This is a genomic window from Streptomyces sp. L500 (genome assembly GCF_054551825.1).
In genome coordinates this window covers 93,783-110,409 of the sequence record NZ_JBTOLC010000018.1, presented here as the reverse complement: position 1 = coordinate 110,409, position 16,627 = coordinate 93,783, and the positions used below count along the sequence as shown (strand labels likewise).

17 protein-coding genes and 1 pseudogene are annotated in these 16,627 nt (G+C 71.8%); 13 read left to right on the top strand and 5 right to left on the bottom strand.

Annotated features, from left to right (window positions below):
• Positions 1 to 56: 56 nt before the first annotated feature.
• The 5 genes from ACX9I7_RS18680 (at position 57) to ACX9I7_RS18660 (ending at position 5,664) form a co-directional block, all read left to right on the top strand.
• The gene (locus ACX9I7_RS18680) at positions 57 to 554 is read left to right on the top strand and encodes a hypothetical protein (RefSeq protein WP_459387956.1); all 498 of its coding nucleotides are present in this window, start codon (positions 57 to 59) and stop codon (positions 552 to 554) included.
• 225 nt (positions 555 to 779) lie between these two features.
• Positions 780 to 1,874, top strand: a complete 1,095-nt coding sequence (locus ACX9I7_RS18675; RefSeq protein ID WP_387570947.1) for a mechanosensitive ion channel family protein — start codon at positions 780 to 782, stop codon at positions 1,872 to 1,874.
• Between the two features lie 199 nt (positions 1,875 to 2,073).
• Positions 2,074 to 2,670 (top strand): dihydrofolate reductase family protein, encoded by a 597-nt coding sequence (locus ACX9I7_RS18670; protein WP_387571223.1) that lies wholly within the window; start codon positions 2,074 to 2,076, stop codon positions 2,668 to 2,670.
• A gap of 204 nt (positions 2,671 to 2,874) precedes the next feature.
• The gene (locus ACX9I7_RS18665; RefSeq protein WP_459387955.1) at positions 2,875 to 4,629 is read left to right on the top strand and encodes a protein kinase domain-containing protein; all 1,755 of its coding nucleotides are present in this window, start codon (positions 2,875 to 2,877) and stop codon (positions 4,627 to 4,629) included.
• A 126-nt stretch (positions 4,630 to 4,755) separates the two neighbouring features.
• A complete protein-coding gene (locus ACX9I7_RS18660; protein ID WP_459387954.1) occupies positions 4,756 to 5,664 on the top strand; it encodes an RNA polymerase sigma-70 factor in 909 nt (302 codons plus the stop codon).
• Positions 5,665 to 5,704: 40 nt separating this feature from the next.
• Here ACX9I7_RS18660 and ACX9I7_RS18655 read toward each other — a convergent pair whose 3' ends face one another.
• Together ACX9I7_RS18655 and ACX9I7_RS18650 are read right to left on the bottom strand one after the other, a co-directional pair.
• Positions 5,705 to 6,652: an NAD-dependent epimerase/dehydratase family protein gene (locus tag ACX9I7_RS18655; protein WP_459387953.1), complete on the bottom strand. Its 948-nt coding sequence runs from the start codon at positions 6,650 to 6,652 to the stop codon at positions 5,705 to 5,707.
• A gap of 150 nt (positions 6,653 to 6,802) precedes the next feature.
• The gene (locus tag ACX9I7_RS18650) at positions 6,803 to 7,264 is read right to left on the bottom strand and encodes a MarR family winged helix-turn-helix transcriptional regulator (RefSeq protein WP_387571225.1); all 462 of its coding nucleotides are present in this window, start codon (positions 7,262 to 7,264) and stop codon (positions 6,803 to 6,805) included.
• Positions 7,265 to 7,543: 279 nt separating this feature from the next.
• On the opposite strand from ACX9I7_RS18650, the gene ACX9I7_RS18645 reads away from it, so the two are divergent.
• The gene (locus ACX9I7_RS18645) at positions 7,544 to 8,611 is read left to right on the top strand and encodes an alkene reductase (RefSeq protein ID WP_459387952.1); all 1,068 of its coding nucleotides are present in this window, start codon (positions 7,544 to 7,546) and stop codon (positions 8,609 to 8,611) included.
• 21 nt (positions 8,612 to 8,632) lie between these two features.
• Here the strand turns inward: ACX9I7_RS18645 and ACX9I7_RS18640 are convergent, their stop codons facing one another.
• Positions 8,633 to 9,253: a DinB family protein gene (locus ACX9I7_RS18640; protein WP_459387951.1), complete on the bottom strand. Its 621-nt coding sequence runs from the start codon at positions 9,251 to 9,253 to the stop codon at positions 8,633 to 8,635.
• A gap of 353 nt (positions 9,254 to 9,606) precedes the next feature.
• Complete coding sequence (locus ACX9I7_RS18635) at positions 9,607 to 9,915, bottom strand: hypothetical protein (protein WP_459387950.1); 309 nt, start codon at positions 9,913 to 9,915, stop codon at positions 9,607 to 9,609.
• A 211-nt stretch (positions 9,916 to 10,126) separates the two neighbouring features.
• Between ACX9I7_RS18635 and ACX9I7_RS18630 the strand changes: the two genes are divergently transcribed.
• Both ACX9I7_RS18630 and ACX9I7_RS18625 read left to right on the top strand, forming a co-directional pair.
• Positions 10,127 to 10,888 carry a class I SAM-dependent methyltransferase gene (locus tag ACX9I7_RS18630; protein ID WP_459387949.1) on the top strand — a complete coding sequence of 254 codons (762 nt, stop codon included), beginning with the start codon at positions 10,127 to 10,129 and terminating at the stop codon, positions 10,886 to 10,888.
• Between the two features lie 133 nt (positions 10,889 to 11,021).
• Positions 11,022 to 11,595, top strand: a pseudogene (locus tag ACX9I7_RS18625) (hypothetical protein); the annotation flags it as partial.
• Between the two features lie 78 nt (positions 11,596 to 11,673).
• Here the strand turns inward: ACX9I7_RS18625 and ACX9I7_RS18620 are convergent.
• Positions 11,674 to 12,381: an SDR family oxidoreductase gene (locus tag ACX9I7_RS18620; protein WP_358626691.1), complete on the bottom strand. Its 708-nt coding sequence runs from the start codon at positions 12,379 to 12,381 to the stop codon at positions 11,674 to 11,676.
• 320 nt (positions 12,382 to 12,701) lie between these two features.
• Here ACX9I7_RS18620 and ACX9I7_RS18615 point away from each other — a divergent pair, with 320 nt between their 5' ends.
• From ACX9I7_RS18615 to ACX9I7_RS18595, 5 genes are all read left to right on the top strand, one after another.
• Positions 12,702 to 13,958, top strand: a complete 1,257-nt coding sequence (locus ACX9I7_RS18615; RefSeq protein ID WP_459387948.1) for a phosphatase PAP2 family protein — start codon at positions 12,702 to 12,704, stop codon at positions 13,956 to 13,958.
• Between the two features lie 83 nt (positions 13,959 to 14,041).
• On the top strand, positions 14,042 to 14,611 hold the full coding sequence (locus ACX9I7_RS18610; RefSeq protein ID WP_358626689.1) for a TetR/AcrR family transcriptional regulator: 570 nt from the start codon (positions 14,042 to 14,044) through the stop codon (positions 14,609 to 14,611).
• Positions 14,612 to 14,726: 115 nt separating this feature from the next.
• Positions 14,727 to 15,914 (top strand): GDSL-type esterase/lipase family protein, encoded by a 1,188-nt coding sequence (locus ACX9I7_RS18605; RefSeq protein WP_459387947.1) that lies wholly within the window; start codon positions 14,727 to 14,729, stop codon positions 15,912 to 15,914.
• 121 nt (positions 15,915 to 16,035) lie between these two features.
• Positions 16,036 to 16,365: a DUF6247 family protein gene (locus tag ACX9I7_RS18600; RefSeq protein WP_387570975.1), complete on the top strand. Its 330-nt coding sequence runs from the start codon at positions 16,036 to 16,038 to the stop codon at positions 16,363 to 16,365.
• On the top strand, positions 16,362 to 16,622 hold the full coding sequence (locus tag ACX9I7_RS18595; protein ID WP_358626683.1) for a hypothetical protein: 261 nt from the start codon (positions 16,362 to 16,364) through the stop codon (positions 16,620 to 16,622). The genes ACX9I7_RS18600 and ACX9I7_RS18595 overlap by 4 nt, the downstream gene beginning before the upstream one ends.
• Positions 16,623 to 16,627 lie beyond the last annotated feature (5 nt).

Here is a 16,627-nt window from a genome sequence, read left to right as displayed (position 1 = left end):
GGACGTGGTCGGCGGTGGCCGCCTCGTGGGCGGGGCTGGTCGTGGAGACATCGCTCGTGGCGACTGTCCTGTTCCTGTGGGGAATCACGCACCTCCCGCCCGACGCGGACAGCCCCGCGCTCACCGTTGTCACCCTGCCGCTCTGGCTCGGCGTCCTGGCGGTCCTCTCCGCGATCCTCACCCTGCTGCTCGTCATGCCCGCCGCCGGCCTGGCACACCTGGTGGGCACCCGGGGCGGGGGCGGCGACGCCTGGTGGTGGACGCCCGCCGGAGCCGCCGCGGTGGCGGGCGCGGCCGTGGGTGCGACGGGCCTGGCGGCGGGCGTGGGCGCCGGGGCCGTCGGCGCGCCCGGGGTGTACGCGTGGTGGTGGCTGGCCGTCACGGCGCTCGTCGTTCCGGCGGCACTGCTGGCCCGCCTCTCCGCGCTCCGTACGGCGCAGGGCCGCCCGGGCGGTCTGGCGCGCCCCGTGCTCGCCAAGGGCTGCGGTGGCGTCGTGGCCTTCTTCGCCGTCGCGGTGGCCGTGACGCTGCTGGTGGACACGGTCGTCAACTGACCCGGGCGGGCGGCGAACGGCCTTCCGCTTACCCGACCCGGGCGTACGGGCCCGGTACCCCCGTGGTGCAGGATGAATGATCGCGCCGGGCCGTCCCCGGACCCGGCGCGACCGTGATTTCGGGACAGGCAGGTACAACTTGATGAATCGTTACTCCGGATCGCCGTCTCCGGCAGTGGCGTGGGACGCCGTCGCTCCGCTCTCCGGAGCCGAGGGAGGACGCCGGTGAACCGGACGCTGACTTTGCACGACGCCATCGTCGCGGGCATCTGGGTGGCCGTCGGCCTCGCCGCGGCCCTCGTCCTGCGGGTGATCCTGCGCTGGCTCGCCGAGCGGGCCCTGCGGACCAAGTGGGAGGGCGACGACATCATCGTCGACATCCTGCGCACGATCGCCCCGTGGTCCGCGGTGGCGGGCGGCCTGGCCGCGGCGGCCGCGGCCCTTCCGCTGAACCGGCCGGTCGGACACATCGTCAACGAGACCCTGACGACGTCCATCGTCGTGGCCGCGACCCTCACCGCCGCCCGCGTGGTCGGCGGCCTGGTGCGGACCGTGGCGCAGTCCAGGTCCGGAGTGGCCGGATCGGCCACCATATTCGTCAACATCACGCGCATCGTGGTGATGGCGATGGGCTTCCTCGTCGTCCTCCAGACCCTCGGCATATCCATCGCCCCGCTGCTCACCGCCCTCGGCGTGGGCGGTCTCGCGATCGCCCTCGCGCTCAAGGACACCCTGGCGAACCTGTTCGCGGGCGTGCACATCCTCGTCTCGAAGACCGTCCAGCCCGGTGACTACATCCGGCTCAGCAGCGGTGAGGAGGGCTATGTCGTCGACGTCAACTGGCGCAACACGGTGGTGGAGCAGCTCAACAACAACCGGGTCATCATCCCGAACGCCAAGCTCGCCGGCACCAACATGACCAACTTCACCCGGCCCGAGCAGAAGCTGTCCGTCACCGTTCAGGTGGGCGTCGGCTACGAGAGCGACCTCGAGCACGTCGAGGAGGTCACCATCGAGGTGGCCGAGAAGGTGATGAAGGAGGTGCCCGGCGCCGTCCCCGACCACGAGCCGGCCGTCCGGTTCCACACCTTCGGCGACTCCCGGATCGGCTTCACGGTGATCCTCGGGGTCGGCGAATTCAGCGACAAGTACCGCATCAAGCACGAGTTCATCAAGCGACTCCACCAGCGCTACCGCGCCGAGGGCATCCGCATCCCCGCACCGGAGCGCACCGTCTCCCTGCGCCAGGGCGGCGAGGCCGTGATCCCGCACCCCCGCGTGTCCCCCGACACCGCGGACCTGCCGCGCCCCGCTGTCTGAACGACGATCACAGCGCGGCCTTCGCCCACCCACGAGCCCCCTACGCCGGGCCGGCCCGCCGGCGCGGTCGCCGAATGACGAGACGGGCCGGGCGCACGGGCATTGTCAGTGGTCGATGCGACGATCTCTCAAGAGACGATCCCTCAAGGGGCGCGCGGCGGGTGCCGCGGCCCTGCGGATCGAGGACGAGGAGCGAGTCGTGCGCATCGTGGTGAGCGAGTTCATCAGCCTGGACGGCATCGTGCAGGCACCGGGCGGGCCCGAGGAGGACACCGACGGCGGGTTCGCCCACGGCGGCTGGTCGCACCCGTTCTTCGAACCGGAGACGGTGGGCGGCGCCTTCGCGGACGCCCTGACGAAGGCCGAGGCACTGCTGTTCGGCCGTCGCACCTGGCAGACGATGGCGGCCGCCTGGCCGGAGCGCGCGGGCGACCCGTTCGCCGACCGGATGAACGCCATCCCCAAGCACGTCGTCAGCCACACCCTGCGCGACGACCAGCTGGCCTGGCACAACACCACCCGTATCCCCGGTGACCAGGTGCTCGCCCGCATCCGCGAACTCCGCGCGACCGAGGGCGGCGACCTCCTCGTCATGGGCAGCCCCACCCTCGTCCGGACCCTCCTCCGGGAGGACCTGGTCGACGAACTCCGGCTTATGATCATGCCGGTGCTCCTCGGCGGCGGAAAGACGATCTTCCCTGGCGACGGAACGCTGCGCTCCCTGGAGCTGGTCTCCACGGTCACCAGCGGCACGGGCGTCCACGTGTGCACCTACCGGCCGACGGCCGGGAAGTAGCGCCTCACGCTCCCGTGAGCGGCACCCACCACGCCGCCGGGGCCGGGCCGCTGGGGACCGCGATACGCGGGCGCGCCGCCGCGCTGTGACCGGTCGTCCCACGCGAGCGGAGCGCGGCGATCCCAGCGTGACCTGGGTGGCCTGTATCGGGTCGTGATGCTTCACAGGCGGACGATTTGTTGCCAGCATCGAGGAAGCAGTTGTGTGTCGTCGCAACGGGGGCGCGACCTGATGAGCCTGATGAAACCCTTGCTGCCCGCCGACCCACGGGTGGTCGGGTCGTACCGGCTGGTGGCACGCCTGGGCGGCGGGGGAATGGGACAGGTCTTCCTCGGGCGCTCCCGGGGCGGCCGGACGGTCGCGGTGAAGCTGGTGCGGCCGGAGCTCGCCGGGGACCCGGTGTTCCGCAGGCGGTTCGCCCAGGAGGTCGACGCCGCCGGCCGTGTCAACGGCTTCTACACCGCGCAAGTGGTGGAGGCGGACACCGGCGCCGACCCGCCGTGGCTGGTCACGTCCTACATCCCCGGCCCGTCCCTGCGCGACGCGGTCGACCGCTGCGGCCCGCTGCCCGCCGCCACGGTCGCCGTGCTCGGGGCCGGGCTGGCCGAGGGGCTGGGCGCCATCCACGGCTGCGATCTGGTCCACCGCGATCTCAAGCCCGCGAACGTGATCCTCGCCGAGGACGGTCCCCGCGTCATCGACTTCGGGATCGCCCGCGCACTGGACGCCACCTCCCGCGTCACCCAGTCGGGAGTGATCGGCACCCCGCCCTTCATGTCCCCCGAGCAGCTCCAGGGCCGCGAGGCCACCATGGCCAGCGACGTGTTCTCCCTCTCCGCCGTGCTGGCCTATGCCGCCACCGGGCGTGGCCCGTTCGGTGACGGCCCCACCGCGTCCGTCGTCTACCGCGTCGTCCACGACGAGCCCGACCTGCTCGGCGTTCCCCCCGAGCTCGCCCCACTGATCGCGGCGGGCCTGGCCAAGGCCCCGGGCAAACGGCCCGGCGTCCGCGAGATCCTGGACCACTGCGCCGCGCACGTCGGCACCACCACGATGTGGCTCCCGCCCGCCGTCACCGACCTGATCACCGAACAGGCCGCGCGCACCAGGGCCCTGACCACGGAGGTGGCTCTCCCACCGCCACCACCCGCCCCCGCCGCCCCCGTGAGAGAACCGCCGCGACAGCCCCGGACCGTCAGGGCCCGCTTCAGCGTCGTCTCCGGCTACGACACCCTCTTCATGCCGACGATCCCGGTCGGCCGGTGGGACGGCATACGGAACGTGACCGTGGTCCGCCCACGCAAGAGGGCGGGCGAGGCGGTCACCCTCGGCGACCCCCTGCTCGAGGTGGTCGCGGACCGCGACGAGTACGTGATCACCTCACCGGTCCGCGGAGTCCTGCGGGCCATGTACCACCGCCCGGGCGAGTCCTTGCGCACCGGCGCCACGATCGCGGTGTTCAGGGCCCGTACGGCGCCCACCCCGGCCGTCGCCGCCGGGCGGCCGCCCGAGACGAACGGAACGCCCGAGAAGAACGGAAACCGAGCCGCCACCGTCGGCCCCACCCCCGGCGGACGGCACGTCCGGTGGCGCCCTTCCGCGCGCCACGCGCTGATCGGATCCCTCACCCTCGCCCTCGCGCTGGCCGTCATGGTCCCGGTGAGCGTGGAGAGCGGCCTTTTCGAGAAAGGGATCCACACGGCCCGGGCGGGCGACTGCGTCGCCGAGGAGATCAAGCCGACCCACACGGAGTGGTACACCATGCCCTGCCTCCTCATGCGCGCACGCGACTCCTGGAATCACGACGGCTCCAAGCACTTCTTCAAGGTGTTCCACCGCATCGAAGCGCCGTCCGGCAAGTCGATCGACGACGTTTGCGCCCGACACGTCACGGACCCGGCGGCCGGGTACCGGACGACCGACTGGGGCGACATGGCCCTGTGCGTGACACTCCTGTGACACGGGAATACGCACCCTGTGGCACAACTCACTGGCATCGGCGTCACGAATCCGGCCCGTGCGGTGTCTCCATGGGGTGGGTCATATATGCATGGGAGAGGCGGCAATCGACAAGCGGGGTGGGCGTTGAGCGAGGGGCGGGTTTTCGCGGAGTGCCGGCCGCTGCTGTTCACGATCGCGTACGAGATCCTCGGCAGCGCGGCGGACGCCGAGGACGTGGTGCAGGACAGCTATCTCCGCTGGCACGGCGTGGACCAGGAGCACGTCGAGCACCCGCGCGCGTACCTGGCGCGTACGGTCACTCGGCAGGCGCTGAACCACCTGCGCACGACCCGGCGCCGGCGGGAGGACTACGTGGGCCCCTGGCTTCCCGAACCGGTTCGCACCGAACCGGACGTGAGCGAGGACGCCGTGCTCGCGGAGTCGGTGTCCATGGCGATGCTGCTGGTGCTGGAGACACTGAGCCCGGACGAGCGCGCGGTGTTCGTGCTCCGCGAGGTGTTCGGCTACTCCCACCGGGAGGTCGCCGACATGGTCGGCAAGACCGAGACCACGGCCCGTCAGATCGCGCACCGCGCACGCGAGCACGTGCGGTCGAGGCGCAGGCGCTTCCGCCACGACCCCCGTGCCGCGCAGGAGATCGTCGGCCGCTTCCTGAGCGCGGCCGGCACGGGTGACGTCGCGGCCCTGATGAGCCTCATGGCGCCGGGCGTCGTCCACGTCTCCGACGGCGGAGTCCGGGTCAGCGCCGCCCGCCGTCCGGTCGTGGGACGTGAGAAAGTCGCACGGTTCGTCGCCGGGCTCGCCAGGACGAGCGCGGCCGGGGCCCGGGTGGAGTTCACGAACTGCAACGCCCTGCCCGCGTTGTTGGTCAGCCTGGACGACCGGCTCGACAACGTGCTGATCTTCGAGATCGAGGACAATCTGATCCAGGGCATGTACGCCGTGCGCAACCCCGACAAACTCGGGGCGGCCGTCGCCCCGCGCCCGCTCGACCGGGGGAGGGGCGACGAGGCGGTGGCCGGGAACCCATGACGGAAGGGGAGCCGCCGCTGCCGCCCCGGGTGCCGGGGTGTTACCGGGTGGTGGCCAGTCGCTCACGCCACCAGTCCACCGTCGCCTTCACCTGTTCGGCGACAGGCGTGGCGCGCACGGCGAACGCGGCTTCGTAAGCGCTCGCGTCGATGACGAACGGCCGGTCGAACTGGTACCGGATCTCCTTGAGTTCGCGGATCAGCGGCGAGAACACCGACGCGACACCCAGCACGGCGGGCGACAGCCCGCGCACCGCGACCGGCCCCGTTCCCGCCTGATCCGCGAGGCGGCCGACCATGTCCCGGACCGACAGCGCGGGCTCCGTCGGGACGTGCCACGCCCGCCCCCACGCCCGCTCCTCACCGGCGACCTCGACCATGGCCGCGGCCACGTCGGGGAGATAGCTCCAGCTGTGCGGGGCGTCGGGGTTCCCGAGCGTGGAGACCGCCTTGCCGCGCAACAGCCGCGGCATGACCCGCGCGGCCAGATGCCCGCCGTCGGTCACGCCGGGCCCGAAGAAGTCCGAGGCCCGCACCTCGACCGCCCTGATACGACCCTGCTCGTGCAGTTTCCGCGCCTGCTCCCACACGGCCGCGCGCACCCGCCCCTTGGGCCCGGTGGCGGCGAGCGGCAGCTCCTCCGTCATGGGACCGGAACCTTCCACGGGCCCGTAGCCGTAGAGGTTGCCCAGCATGACCAGCACGGCCCCGGTCTCCTCGGCCGCCGCGCAGAGCGACGAGGCCAGCGGCGGCCACTCACTCGCCCAGCGATGGTAGGGCGGCGCGGCACAACTGTAGAGCGCTGCCGCACCCCGCACGGCGACGCTCAGCCGCTCGCTGTCCGCGGCGTCCAACGCGACGTGCTCGGTACCGGGCTCCGGGCTTCGGCCCGACCTGGTGACGACCCGTACCGAATGCCCCTGCTCGACCAGCAGCCGAGCGGTGGCGGCCCCGGCGGGCCCGAATCCTATGACGACATGAAGGCTCACCTGCGAACATTAACGTGAGTGGGCGTCACGGCACCGAGGCGGACGATCCCCGCCCACCTCGTATTGGAGCAGCCGCGGCGAGGTCCGGACAGCGAAAGGCGGCGACCGCCGACAACTCCTCGCTCCGGCAGGGGCGGACGACGATGTCGTTCATGCCTTCATCCTGGCGTTGGCACGGGCGAGGCCGGCCTCGAACCGCTCGAGTACGCCCGCGGCGGCCTCACGCTCCGCGCCGGTGAGGCCGTCGGTGGTGAGGGTCTCCAGCTCGTCCCAGACGCGTTCGACTTCCCGGCGCAGTGCCTGACTGGCGGGGGTGGGCTCGATGATGGCGGCCCGTTTGTCGGTGGGGCTGGGGCGGCGGCGGACGAAGCCGGCGCTCTCCAGCCGCCTCACGGTACGGGTCATGGTGGCGGCGTCGGAGTCGAGGAGCCGGACGAGGTCGGCCTGACGCTGGGGGCCGAGCTCCCACAGCTGCATCATCACCAGCTCCTGGCCGGGGTGCAGCCCGACGCGGCGCAGGAGCTGCCCGGCGAGCATGCGGTGCAGCCGGGCGACGCGGAAGATCGCGTGGCTGATCGGCCCGGCGCCGGCGGACGAGGGAACCGTGACCATGGCCGCGCCGCGCCCCGTCGTACCGGCGGCGTCGGGCCGCGTCCCCTTGTGGGCGGCTTCCTTCATGGACCAGGCATCCCTTCTGGCAGCGATATCTGCTCGAACAGCTAAAAGCCTAGTCGCTAGGTGGCCGTGACGCAGATCACCCCTTGCCGGGAATGCCGGCGTGAGAAGTACTTGTTCGAACAGGTAAATCGGATCCGCTGGCGCTCCGCCACCGATCCGCACGGCCGACGGCCGGCAGTCCCCGGACACCGGCCCGAGCAAAGGACTAGTGACATGACCACTGCGTTCGAACCGTTCCTGCTGGGCGGCGTGCGCCTGGCCAACCGCATCGCCATGGCCCCCATGACCCGCAGCCGCGCCGGCGAGGGCGGCACGGCCACGGAATCGACGGCGGTGTACTACGCGCAGCGCGCCGGCGCGGGGCTGATCGTCACGGAGGGGACGCAGCCCTCGGTCGTCGGCCAGGGCTACCCCGACACCCCGGGCCTCCACTCGGCCGAACAGGTCGCCGCGTGGCGGCCGGTGACCGACGCCGTGCACCGCGACGGCGGAGTGATCTACGCGCAGCTGATGCACACCGGACGCATCGGCCACCCCAGCCTCCTGCCCGACGGTGTCGTCCCCGTCGGCCCGTCACCCGTCGCCGCCAAGGGCCAGGTCTTCACCCACGAGGGCCCGAAGGAGTTCGTCACGCCGCGTGAGCTCACCGACGAGGAGATCCGGCGGACCATCGCCGACTTCGCCGACGCCGCCCGCAACGCGATCGACGCCGGCTTCGACGGTGTGGAGATCCACGGTGCGAACGGCTACCTCGTCCACCAGTTCCTCGCGTCCAACGCCAACCGGCGCACCGACGCGTGGGGCGGCACGACCGAGGGCCGGATCCGCTTCGCGGTCGAGGTGGCCACGGCCGTCGCGGAGGCCATCGGCGGCCACCGGGTGGGCTTCCGCATCTCTCCCGGCAACCCGTTCAACGACATCGCCGAGGAAAACCTTGAGGAGACCTACGGCGCACTCGTGCGCGCGCTCGCGCCGCTGGAACTGGCGTACCTCCACCTGATGGAGGGCCCGCACCGGGACCTCACCCTGAACCTGCGCAAGAACTGGCCGGGCGCGTTCATCCTCAACCCCTTCACCCACCCGGAGGCGACCGGCCCCGACGCGCTCGCCCTGATCAAGGACGGCACTGCGGACCTCGTCTCCTTCGGCTCGATGTTCCTGGCCAACCCCGACCTCCCCCACCGCCTGAAGCAGGGCGGCCCCTTCAACACGCCGGACCCGACCACCTTCTACGGCGGTGACGACCAGGGCTACACCGACTACCCGTCACTCACTGCCTGACCCTGGGCCGTCCCCGCGGGGTCACCGCTGTCGTGCCCGGTACAGATCCCGTATCAGCGCGATCTCCGCGCCGTGGTGCAGCAACTCCTGGTTGACCCACCACACGACATCGACGAACGGTTCCTCGGCGTCGCTCCCATGGGGATAGGTGCAGTACCCCACGGTGTCGAGCACGGAATCGTCGTCGATGCCGAGCAGCGCCTTTCGCCAGGCGGCCGCGCCCGCGTCGAACGCCGCGATCGCCCCCGCGACCTCTCCGTGGTCGGGATACCCGTCCCGGGTCAGCACGTGGCCGCCCGCCGTGTGGTCAGCGCGTAGGGTCAGCATCTCGCTGAGGTGGCTCAGGCGCCAGGCGATGGTGGTGAACGGCGGCGGCGAGGGGTGGGGGTACGGTGCGGCGTCGCGGCCCCATTCGCCGCTACCGGCCAGGAGGGTCGCTCGTGGCCCTGGCCCGTCCACGCGCCGCCGGACCGACCAGCAGCCCGGGACCGGTTCCCAGAAGAACTCGGCATCGGTCATGGGGCCGACCTCGGTGTCGGCCCCGTCGCCGCTGTCCATGACGGGGCCCGTCAGCCGGTCGGCGAGGCGCTTCCGCGCGAAGTCGAACTGCCTCAGCAAGGGGGCCAGACGGGACGGGATCACAAGGCGCTCCTGCGGCCGGCGGGTCGGCCCGTGGACGAAGGACGATCTGCTGACCCGCCAGCCTGCCAGAGCCGGCACCGGCACCGCCTCTCATTTCCCGGCTCGGGCACGTCCGGGTATCCCGGCCCGTACCGTGTCAACCCCCTAGATATGGGGATGTTCACGCCCGCGAGCATGCGGGATTCTCGTCGATGAGCGGCCCGGCCAGGGCCCGGGCCCCGGCTCCGAGGGGGAGGGAGCCGGGGCCCCGCCCCTGCCCGGCCCGCAACGCCCCGACGACGACCACCGCCCCGTGCCCTCCGGGCGGTCACCCGGAGAACACGGGGCGGATCACAGGGCCAAGCCACTCGTCGTCAGTGGGTGTACAGCCACCAGTAATAGCGGTAGTCGTCGTTGTATTCGCGCTTGCACTGGTACTCGTGCCAGTTGCCGTGGTCCTGGCCGTCCTTGCCGGCCTTGCGGCAAGACTGCTCGTCGGCGTACGGGCCATGCTTGTCCCAGTGCTCCTTCACCGGGTCGACCTGCTGGCTCGTGGTGCTGCCGCTCGGGCTCGGGGACTCATCCGACGGAGCCGCGACGGCCGCCCCCGCCGTACCGGCCAGCAACAGCACCGCGGTGACGGTCGCCACCGCCGGTGCGAGGCGGAAGGTCCTCGACTTCATGGGGTTACCTCTTTCCTTGGCATCTGCCCTGATAGTGGGCGCGGAACGCGGCCGCCGGAACGGGCGTACGGGGGCGGGACGCCGAGGACGGCCCGCGCGGGCGGGCTCGAACCTCACGCGGCGTGGGGAAGGAGGTGGGTTGTCACGCGACGGCTTTCGCCCGGCCTGGTGTCGCGGTGCGACAGCGGATCGACACTGGAATGATCCAGACATGGGACGAACCTTCGAGGAGCTGGTGACGGAGGCGGAAGCGGCCCCCGTGGCCGGCTGGGACTTCTCCTGGCTCGACGGCCGGGCCACCGAGCAGCGCCCGTCATGGGGTTATCAGCACATGATGGGCGAGCGCATGGCGCATGCCGCGGCGGCCCTGGACATCCAGACCGGCGGGGGAGAGGTGCTCGCCGGGGTGCCGAAGCTACCGCCGCTGGTGGTGGCCACGGAGTCCTGGCCGCCGAACGTGGCCAAGGCCACCCGGCTGCTGCACCCCCTCGGCGCGGCCGTCGTCCACGACGAGGACGAGCCACCGCTGCCGTTCGCCGACGAGGCCTTCGACCTGGTCGTCAGCCGGCATCCGGTGACGGTGTGGTGGGAGGAGATCGCCCGGGTGCTCCGGCCCGGGGGCACGTACTTCTCCCAGCAGGTGGGTCCCGCGAGCGTCTTCGACCTGGTCGAGTACTTCCTGGGCCGGCAGCCGGAGGAGGTGCGCCGCAAGCGGCACCCCGACGACGCCCGCCGCGCGGCGGAGGCCGCCGGGCTGGACGTCGTCGACGTCCGCGCGGAATCCCTGCGCACCGAGTTCCTCGACGTCGGCGCGGTCGTCTACTTCCTCCGCAAGGTGATCTGGATGGTCCCGGACTTCACCGTCGACCGGTACCGGGACCGCCTGCGCGAGCTGCACGACCGCATCCGGAGCGAGGGCCCCTTCGTGGCACACACCGCGCGGTTCCTCATCGAGGCCCGCAAGCCCTACTGACCCGCCGGGGTGGGCATCCGCCGCGCTTCCCCGCATGCATCTCCATGAGCCAGGAAGAATGCGGGGGAATTCGCATGGCACCCTTCAACACCCGTGCCCCCGCCACACCGGCCCACCCGGCCTCGCCCGTGACCCCGACCGGGCGCACCCGCACCCACCTCGGCGGCAAGGGGTACGTGCGCGACGACCGCTCCGAGCTGTTCCTGCTCGCGGTCGCCGGACCGTCGGCCTCCTGGGACGGCTGCGCGGCGCCGGCCGGATGCGCACCGCCTTCCTCGTCGGCGCCGCCGAGCGGCTCGTGGACGAAAGCATGACCTGGGCGGCCCTGGCGGGGGGCTCCAGGGACCGATGGACGCGGCGGTGTGGGAGGCCGCCATACCCTCCATGGGCACGATGGCCCTGGCCCGCAACCTGCGGAACGTCGACGAGGCCGGCGCGTCCGACGATGTCGCCCAGCAGATGGCCGCCCGGATCGCCGATCCGCTGGAGCGGGCCCTCGGCCACTCGCTGGCGAACGTCCCGGCGCTCCCCGGCCGGACCCTGATCCTCGTCGACCGCTCCGGCTCCATGTGGTCGCCGCCGTCCGACCGGCCCCGGCCCACATCCCGGTCCACACCTGGAACCTCGTCGGCTACCGACCCGGCCACGGCCCGTCCGGGTCCGCCCGCCGGCACACCTTCGGCGGCCTCACCGACGCGGCGTTCCGTCGCGATGCGGCGGCAGCTGTACGAGCGGGAGGACGCGCTACGGGCACCGAGCCGGGGCAGGCCGTCGGCCGTCCGGGCTCACCAGGGGATGGGGCCGTCGACGTCGAAGTAGCCTCCGGTGGGGCCGTCGGGGCCCAGTCGGGCCATGCGGACGATGATCTCGGCGCCCTCCTCGACGGTCTGCGTGCCGGAGTGCTGGTTCAGGTCCGTGGCCGTGTAGCCGGGCTCCACCGCGTTCACGCGCATGTTCGGGAAGGCCTTCGCGTACTGCACGGTGATCATGTTGACCGCGGCCTTCGAGGCCGGATAGGCGACGCCGGGGTAACCGAAGCCCGGGGCGTCCGGGTCGGCGGCGCGGGTCAGCGAGGCCAGGCCGCTGCTCACGTTGACCACGACCGGCGCGGCGGACCGCTGGAGCAGCGGCAGGAACGCGTGGGTGACACGCACGACGCCGAAGACGTTCGTGTCGAAGACCCGTCGCATCATGTCGGCGGTGATCTCCGCAGGCCCGGCCACACCTCCGTCCGGCGTCCGCTCCTCGATGCCGGCGTTGTTGATCAGGACGTCCAGTCCGCCGTCGGCCTCGATCGTCTTCGCGGCGGCGGCGACGGAGGCGTCGTCGGTGACGTCGAGGACGACCATCCGTGCCCCCAGCCGCTCCGCCGCCCGGCGGCCCCGCTCGGCGTCCCGGCTGCCGACGTAGACGGTGTGGCCCGCCGCGAGAAGACGGCGCGCGGTTTCGTGGCCGAGACCCTTGTTCGCTCCGGTGATCAGTGTTGTCGTCATGATCCCAGTCTTCTCCCGGGCGGCCCGACGGGCCAAGGGCGTACCGTCCGAGTCCGGGCCGAACCCCCGGCACGGGAGTGGCCTTCGCGCCACCCATGACCGGCCAAACCCGCCCCCAACCGCTCCGATAGCATGTTCGATCACAAGACGACCGCCCCCGACGCCCGCCCCGCATCCGAAAACCTGTCACCCAGCGCGATGAGCAATCCCTTTACCCAATATCTAACAAAACGGCCGGACAATTGATATCTACAGACTCGCGAATAAACCGTAGATCCGCGTTCTCCGCGTGGCGTCAACCACGGGTAATACTGTGGACCGTGGCGAGTGTGGTGGCCCTTGGATTCCTTGTCGCGCTGGAGATCGCCGCGCGTCACTACGGAATGCGGGGGCCGATAACGAACCAGGCGCGCGAGGTGATATTCGCTCCCAAATCGGGGCCGCTGCTGTACGCCAGCATGGCGTTGATGATGGTGGTGCTCACCTGGCGGGAGCGAATGATCGCGGCCGGTGTCGCGGTCGGCATCGACGTCGTCTTCTTTCTGGTGCGATGGGCGCTCGACGCCAAGATGATGTTCGGCAACGGCGCGTTGTGGGTGGTCCTGGGCTACGCGGTCATCGCCGTCACGCGCCGCACGGGCCGGGAACGCGCCCTGCTGCTGAAGGGCGTCGGGCTGGGCCTGCTGCTGGTCGCCGGTCGCAAGACGGGCGACACCTGGCTGCTCGTCACGTCGAAGACCCGCCCGACGGTCCTCGACCAGTACGTGGCGACCGCGGACCACGCGCTGGGCGACCCGTCGTGGCTCGCGGGCCGGATCGTCAGGGCCACCGGCCCGATCGGCGACCACATCCTCGACTACGTCTACATCCAGCTCGCGGTGGCGGCGGTCGTCGTCGCGCTCTACCAGCTGCGGAACGTGGCGGCCGAGCGCCGCTTCCCGAGCCACCACCTGGTGCGCACCTTCCTGGTGATCGGCCTCCTCGGCCCCGGCATCTACATGATCTTCCCGGTGGTCGGGCCGATCTTCGCCTACGGCGCCGACGGCGGGCACTGGGCGGTGGCCGACCTGTGGCCGAACACGCCGCCCACCGGTGTGCCGCACCACATGCCGTTCAACGAGATCACCCCGCGCAACTGCATGCCCAGCCTCCACACGGCGTGGGCCACCGCGATATTCATCCATTCCCGCAAGGGCCCGCGCATTCTGCGCTTCTTCGGTGTGTTCTGGCTGATCGCCACGCTCGGCGCGACGCTGGGATTCGGATACCACTACGGCACGGACATCGTCGCCGGCGTCGTTTTCACGCTCACGATCGAGGCGGCTCTGCGCTCGCTCGAGCGCGGCTGGGACCGGGCGGGAATCCAGCTGGTCGCCTACGGTGCGACGGTCTTCACCGCGCTCCTGCTGTCGTACCGCTATCTGTCGGTGGAAATGGCCGACCAGCCGTGGGTGTCCGGGCCGCTGATCATTCTGTCGATGCTCTCGGTGATCTACGGCTACATACGGACCACCCAGCTGTGGGAACCGAAGGCCGCGCCGGCACGGCAGCCGGAGCCGCAGCCCGAGCTGGTCTGAGCCCCTGGAGCCATGCGCCCCTCCCGCTTGCCTAAAGCCTTTAGGTAACTGCATAATCAGTTCAGGTGAACGGGAGGGGCGTCATGGCACGCGCGGGACTGACCACGGAACGCCTCGTCCAGGCGGGAGCGGAGCTGGCCGACGAGGTCGGCTTCGACGAGGTGACCGTCTCGGCGCTCGCCAGGCGGTTCGACGTCAAGGTCGCGAGCCTCTACTCGCACCTGAAGAACTCCCAGGATCTGAAGACCAGGATCGCCCTGCTCGCCCTGGAGGAACTCGCCGACCGCGCCGCCGACGCCCTCGCCGGGCGGGCCGGCAAGGACGCGCTGACCGCCTTCGCCGACGTCTACCGCGACTACGCCCGTGAGCACCCCGGCCGCTACACCGCGGCCCGGCTCAGGCTGGACCCCGAGACGGCGGCCGCGAGCGCCGGCGTCCGGCACGCCCGGATGATGCGGGCGATCCTGCGCGGCTACGACCTGACGGAGCCGGACGAGACCCACGCGGTACGGCTGCTGGGCAGCGTCTTCCACGGCTACGTCAGCCTGGAGGCGAGCGGCGGTTTCAGCCACAGTGCCCCCGGCTCGCAGGAGTCCTGGGAGTGGACGCTGGACGCCCTCGACGCCCTGCTGCGCGCCCGGCCCTCCTCCTGATCCGACCACGCCGAACCCGGCGTGGTACGTGCGGAGACCGCCGTCGGCCGCTCCGGGCACCGGCGTCCCCGATCTCTCCGCGCGACCCGAAACCGCCGACCGACAGGCTGAGAGCATGCACACCGCCGAGCACGACTGGATCACCACGCCCATCACCGCGGACCTCCTCCGCGGCGCCCTCGACCTGGAACGCACCCCCCACGGCCTGCTGCCGCACCGGCTGCCCGCCCGGGCCCGCGCCCAGTGCGCCGACGGGCAACTCGCCATGGCGGAATCCCAGCCCTCCGGCGTACGGCTGGCCTTCCGTACCCGGGCCACCGCCGTCGAACTCGACACGCTGCCCACCAAGCGCGTCTACGTGGGAGTGCCGCCCCGCCCCGACGGCGTGTACGACCTCCTCGTCGACGGCTGGCCGACCGGCCAGGCCCATGTGACCGGCGGAAACACCCTGACCATCGACATGGCCACCGGAACCGCCGAGCACCGGCCCGGCCCGGCCGGCACCGTCCGCTTCACCGGCCTGCCCGAAGGCGTGAAGAACGTCGAGATCTGGCTGCCGCACAACGAGACCACCGAACTCGTCGCCCTGCGCACCGACGCCCCCGTCGAGCCCGTACCGGACCTGGGTCGCAGGGTGTGGCTGCACCACGGCAGCTCGATCAGCCACGGCTCCGACGCCGCGAGCCCCAGCACCACCTGGCCCGCGCTCGCCGCCTCCCTCGGCGGCGTGGAACTGATCAACCTCGGCCTGGGCGGCGGCGCCCTGCTCGATCCGTTCACCGCCCGCGCCCTGCGCGACACCCCCGCGGACCTGATCAGCCTCAAGCTCGGCATCAACCTCGTCAACACCGACCTGATGCGCCTGCGCGCCTTCACCCCCGCCGTCCACGGCTTCCTCGACACCATCCGCGACGGCCACCCGACCACACCCCTGCTGGTCGTCTCGCCCATCCTGTGCCCCATCCACGAGGACACCCCCGGGCCCAGCGCCCCGGACTTCGCCGCCCTGAGCGGCGGGCGACTGCTCTTCCGGGCCACGGGCGACCCGGCGGAGCGCGCGAGCGGGAAGCTGACCCTCACCGCCATCCGCGACGAACTCGCCCGCATCGTGCGGCAGCGGGCGGCCGACGACCCGAACCTCCACCACCTCGACGGCCGTGACCTCTACGGCCCGGCCGACTCCGCCGAACTGCCCCTGCCCGACCGGCTCCACCCGGACGCCGCCACCCACCGCCTCATCGGCGAGCGCTTCGCCGGACTGGCCTTCACCGCCGGCGGCCCCTTCGCGGACCACGCCGCCTGACACCGGGGGAGCCTGCCACCGGGAAGGGGGAGACGGAGGGATGGCCGAAGTGCTCCGTTCCCGTCACGCCTGTCGTATCCCCGGCGGCTACTGTGGCGTTGAGATTCGCATGGAGGATCCCATGAGCGCCCGGCCCGACGACGCACCAGCCCCGCCGTCCGTTCCACGGCCTGCCCCGCCGTCCGTCCCCGCTCCGGCCGCGGCCGCGCGACTGCTCGCGCGCATCCGTACCGACCGCCGGGCCGAGCGGTGGGTACCGGCCTTCGAGCGGGACTGGGCGAAGGCCCTGGAGGACGCCCGCTACAGCTACAGCCTCACGCCCGTCCACGACGTCGTGCGCGCGTGGCAGGCGCGCCTGGCCGTCACCCCGGCCGTCGACGCGTTCCTCGCCGCCGGCATGGACGATTCCGACGGCGTCGCGTCGGAGGAAGCGCTCGGGATCCGCCCGTGAGCGACGCGGCCTGGCCGGCGCGGCTGTCGCCGAAGGCCCTGGGCGTGCTGGACGCCCTTCCGGAGCCCGTCCGCGAGACACTCCGCGACGTGCTGGACATCGCCTCCCGTGACCCGTGGTCCTTCCCGGCCTTCGACCGCCGGGATCCGGAGGGCGAGGACGTGCGCTCCGCCGCGATCGGACACCTCACCGCCGTCTACTGGATCAACCGCGCGGCTGGGCGTCTGCACGTCATCGACATCGTCTGGCTCGGCTGACGGAC

Excerpts from the sequence above, each read along its gene's own strand:
- ACX9I7_RS18635 (WP_459387950.1), bottom strand. The coding sequence starts at position 9,915 with ATGAAGTCGAGGACCTTCCGCCTCGCACCGGCGGTGGCGACCGTCACC.
- ACX9I7_RS18605 (WP_459387947.1), top strand. The coding sequence starts at position 14,727 with ATGCACACCGCCGAGCACGACTGGATCACCACGCCCATCACCGCGGAC.
- ACX9I7_RS18650 (WP_387571225.1), bottom strand. The coding sequence starts at position 7,264 with ATGGTCACGGTTCCCTCGTCCGCCGGCGCCGGGCCGATCAGCCACGCG.
- ACX9I7_RS18620 (WP_358626691.1), bottom strand. The coding sequence starts at position 12,381 with ATGACGACAACACTGATCACCGGAGCGAACAAGGGTCTCGGCCACGAA.
- ACX9I7_RS18630 (WP_459387949.1), top strand. The coding sequence starts at position 10,127 with ATGGGACGAACCTTCGAGGAGCTGGTGACGGAGGCGGAAGCGGCCCCC.
- ACX9I7_RS18645 (WP_459387952.1), top strand. The coding sequence starts at position 7,544 with ATGACCACTGCGTTCGAACCGTTCCTGCTGGGCGGCGTGCGCCTGGCC.
- ACX9I7_RS18600 (WP_387570975.1), top strand. The coding sequence starts at position 16,036 with ATGAGCGCCCGGCCCGACGACGCACCAGCCCCGCCGTCCGTTCCACGG.
- ACX9I7_RS18610 (WP_358626689.1), top strand. The coding sequence starts at position 14,042 with ATGGCACGCGCGGGACTGACCACGGAACGCCTCGTCCAGGCGGGAGCG.